Below are 3528 nucleotides of genomic sequence, written 5' to 3' on the forward strand. Positions count from 1 at the left end.
GCAGGCCGCCGCGTTGAAGTGCGTCTGCCTCGCCGTCATGAGCCTGGATCCGACCCGGGAAGGGCCGCAAGCGGTGAACCACCCGCTGGAAGCGGGCTCTGCAGGCGTTTGACATCGCCTTCGACGGACGCCTCTCAGCAGCCAACATCTGACTCAACAACCCCACCAGTTACACCGAAAGCTTTGCAAGCCCCCGCCCGCGGTTCTGTGGGCTGTACTGGAGGACAACAGGCATCCAGGGCGGCGAGTTCGGCGGGCGACAACCGGGCATGGTGCACTGTTTGATGGGCTGACAGCAGGTGATCCAGCCGTGAGGTGGTCACCAGCGCCGAGGTGACGGTAGGAGCGCGCAGACACCAGCTGAGGGCCAGTTGGTCGAGTGACTGGCGGCGACCGGCCGCGATGTGCTCAAGACCAGGCAGTGCAGGATGCGTGTCCGGATATGGCTGCTGCTCCTGCCGTCGCGCAGTGGAGAGTCGACCTTGGGCGAGGGGTGCCCCGGCGACAAATCCGATGCCGAGGTTGTGCAGAACGTCGAGCAGGCCTTTCTCAGCCCTCCGATCCAGCAGTGAATAGGACCCCTGGTACACAGTGCAAGGGGTACCGGACTGGGACAGCAGTTTGGCGGCCGGGCGTACCGCAGAAAGAGGGAAGGCCGATAGCCCTGTATAGAGGGCTTTGCCCTGCTGGACGGCGGCAGCTAGAGCTCCCATAGACTCTTCCAGGGGGGTCTCCGGGTCTAGGCGGTGTGCGTATAGGATATCGACGTAGGTGAGGCCGGTACGGCGTAGCGTGCTGTCGAGGCCAGAGAGTATCTGTTTGCGTGATCCGAAGCCTGCCAAGGGGCCAGTGGCGGGTCCGGAGCGCAGGGAGATCACCATCTCGTCCCGTCGGCCATGCCAGGGGAGAAGGCACCCGATTCCCTTTTCGGGCAGGTGGTGCGTGCCTGTGCGGGAGGAGATATCGAAGTGGGTGATTCCCAGGTCGAGGGCATGGTCCGTCACGGGGTCGGGACGGTCGGGGCTCAGGCCGTTTCCGAGGTTGAGGCCGAGTGCAGATAGGCGTAGTCCGCTGCGCCCGCTGCGTCGGTGAGTCGTAGGGTGGATTCCGGGTGGCCGGGAGGAGAAGGACACGAGAACTCCCACTGTGTGAGCGGTCGCGTTTTTAGGTTCAGGCCACGATCCCGTGAATTCTCACGTGGACGCGCGAGTGCGGGAACATTTCTCGTGGGGATTGCCCCGGTATAGGGGTCGTGTCGATCAAGGATGTGCTGTTTCCCGGAGGCTTTTCAGGACTCCGGGCGGATGTTGTCGGTCTGATCATTGGGCTCGGGATCGGTCCCCTCGGCGTGGCGTGCGAGTTGTCACTACTGACACGGGCGCGGGGGACTGATGCGCTTCCGTCGTGTGGCTGGGTTGAGAGCGCCTGTTCTCCAAGAAGCACCAGGCCAGCGGGCACAATGTTCAGGCCGTTGCGAACACCCGGGGAAAGCCCCAGACCGTCGGCACTCCGCTGCGCGCCCGCCACGACGCGTACGAGGGCTCCGCATCGAGGACAAGATCCGCCGACACCCCAAGCCCGGAGACGAGGGCTACCAGGGCCTGAACTTGATCACCCCGTACAAGATTGCGACCCGGTTGCCACCTCCGCCAAGGCCGAGGAGACCAGTAACCACGCCCACTCCTCGACCCGCTCAGCTGTCGAACGCCGCATCGGCCACCTGGAGAACTGGAATATCCTCCCCGACCGCTAGCGAGGATCGCTCAAGGTCTTCCCCGAGGTACTGGAGACCGCCACCCAACTCGACCTCCTCCGCATCTGGGAACCCGCCTGGTGATCACTCAACCGATGGGCGAAACCGTTTTCCCGGGATCGATGTGCAGGTCACAGGTGGACGCCGCCGCTGAAGGGCTCGTTGTCGAGGCGGCCGCCTGCGGACACCCACTGAAATGCCCGAGCTGCGGCACTCCGGGACGCCGCGTGCACTTCCGCTACTGGCGCCGCCTGGCCGAACGCCCGGTTGCGGGACGCCCGTTGGTGATTTCCTTGCGGGTGCGGGGGTTCTTCTGTGACCCGCCGACGGCTCGGCCGACGACCCCGGGGCCGGCTCGCACCAGCAGCCCGGACCCAGTTCCGCAGGGTCTCCGCACTGAGCCCCAGCTCGGCAGCGACCTGCCCGATCGTCACCTCGGGCCGCGACTGGTACAGCGCGACCGCGTCCGCCTTCCTGAACCGGGGCGGAAAGCTCTTCACGATCACGAGATGTCCGTTCTCAGATCCTCAGCATCCAGCGCCTCGTCCGCCCAAAACCAAGGAACAAAGCCCGCTTGTCGGATGGCGCGGACCGGGTGGCTGAAGGCCGAGTTGATTCTGTCGGATGAGGACCGGCCGCACTGCAGGGGTGGGTTCGGCTCCGCATGCGGTGGGACGCTGGCGGGCCCGGTCGAGCAGCAGGTCGCGGCGGTGGGGAGGCGGACGCTGGAGACTGCACCGAAGAACGCCACCCGCTAGGGTCTGTTGTGAAAGTGCTGGTCACAGCTACTCGTTGAGGACTGCTACCAGCACGGGGGCCTCGTAGCGGACCGCTCACAGTCGTACCTCGTGGCTACAGCCCGGTGGCGTTTGAGACGGTTGATCCCACACTCGACCGCGTGCTGCTGCTTGTAGTCGTCCTTGTCGAACTTGGGCGGCCGTCCGCCTCGCGATCCGCGCTTGAGGCGGTTGCGGACGCGGTCCGGCGGGACCGGGATCGTGGCCTTGGTCCCGCGTCTGCGCAGGCAGTCGCGATTGCTGCGGGAGTCGTACGCCTTGTCGGCCCGGACCCGGACCGGCCGCTTGCGCGGCCTGCCGAGTCCGAGCCGGGGCACCCGGACCGCTTCCAGGACCGGCTCGAACTGCGGCGAATGCCCCGCTGTCCGGCAGTGATCACTACCGATAGCGGCTTCTGCCCCTGCTCGACGGCGAGGTGGATCTTGCTGGTCAGGCCGCCCCGGGAGCGTCCGAGTCCGTGGTCGCCCGGCTCGACGGTGATCCCGCCGCCCGGGCGGTTCCTTCTGGAGATCCCCCCATTTCACCGGGCCAGCCGCGTGCTGGTAGGCCCGGCAGACCGTGGAGCCGACGTTCACATCCCAGGTGATCAGACCCTTGGCGTCCGCCTCGGCCTGCAGCTGAGATACGACCCGGGCCCAGGTGCCATCGCGCTGCCAGCGCCGGAACAGGTCATAGACCCGGCCCCACGGCCCGTAGCGTTCCGGCACGTCCCGCCAGGGAGCACCGGTCCGGGTCCGCCACCGTATGCCGCCTGTCAGCTGCCGCCGCGTCCCCACCGGCGGACGCCCCGACTTGATGCCCTGCGGCAACAGCGGCTCAAGCCGGGCCCACTGGCCGTTCGTCAGATCCCCACGTCCCACAGGACATGATCATCGACGATCAAGATTAACTTTCGTAACAGGCCCTACCTATAACAGGCCCTACCTAGTGAGCCGGTCCGGAGATTCGTGTGCAGTAGCGGCAGATGCGGTCGATGAT

2 protein-coding genes and 1 pseudogene are annotated in these 3528 nt (G+C 66.2%); all 3 read right to left on the reverse strand.

What is annotated here, in order from left to right:
• Positions 1-134: 134 nt before the first annotated feature.
• The 3 genes and pseudogenes from ACFWZ5_RS45640 to ACFWZ5_RS45650 all read right to left on the reverse strand — a co-directional run bounded on the left by ACFWZ5_RS45640 (position 135) and on the right by ACFWZ5_RS45650 (position 3410).
• Positions 135-1145, reverse strand: coding sequence for an aldo/keto reductase (locus tag ACFWZ5_RS45640; protein WP_384893117.1), 1011 nt, complete (start codon positions 1143-1145; stop codon positions 135-137).
• 739 nt (positions 1146-1884) lie between these two features.
• On the reverse strand, positions 1885-2259 hold the full coding sequence (locus tag ACFWZ5_RS45645; RefSeq protein WP_384893119.1) for a transposase: 375 nt from the start codon (positions 2257-2259) through the stop codon (positions 1885-1887).
• A gap of 279 nt (positions 2260-2538) precedes the next feature.
• Positions 2539-3410, reverse strand: a pseudogene (locus tag ACFWZ5_RS45650) (IS5 family transposase).
• Between the last annotated feature and the right edge of the window lie 118 nt (positions 3411-3528).

This window comes from Streptomyces sp. NPDC059003 (genome assembly GCF_042740445.1).
GTDB lineage: Bacteria > Actinomycetota > Actinomycetes > Streptomycetales > Streptomycetaceae > Streptomyces.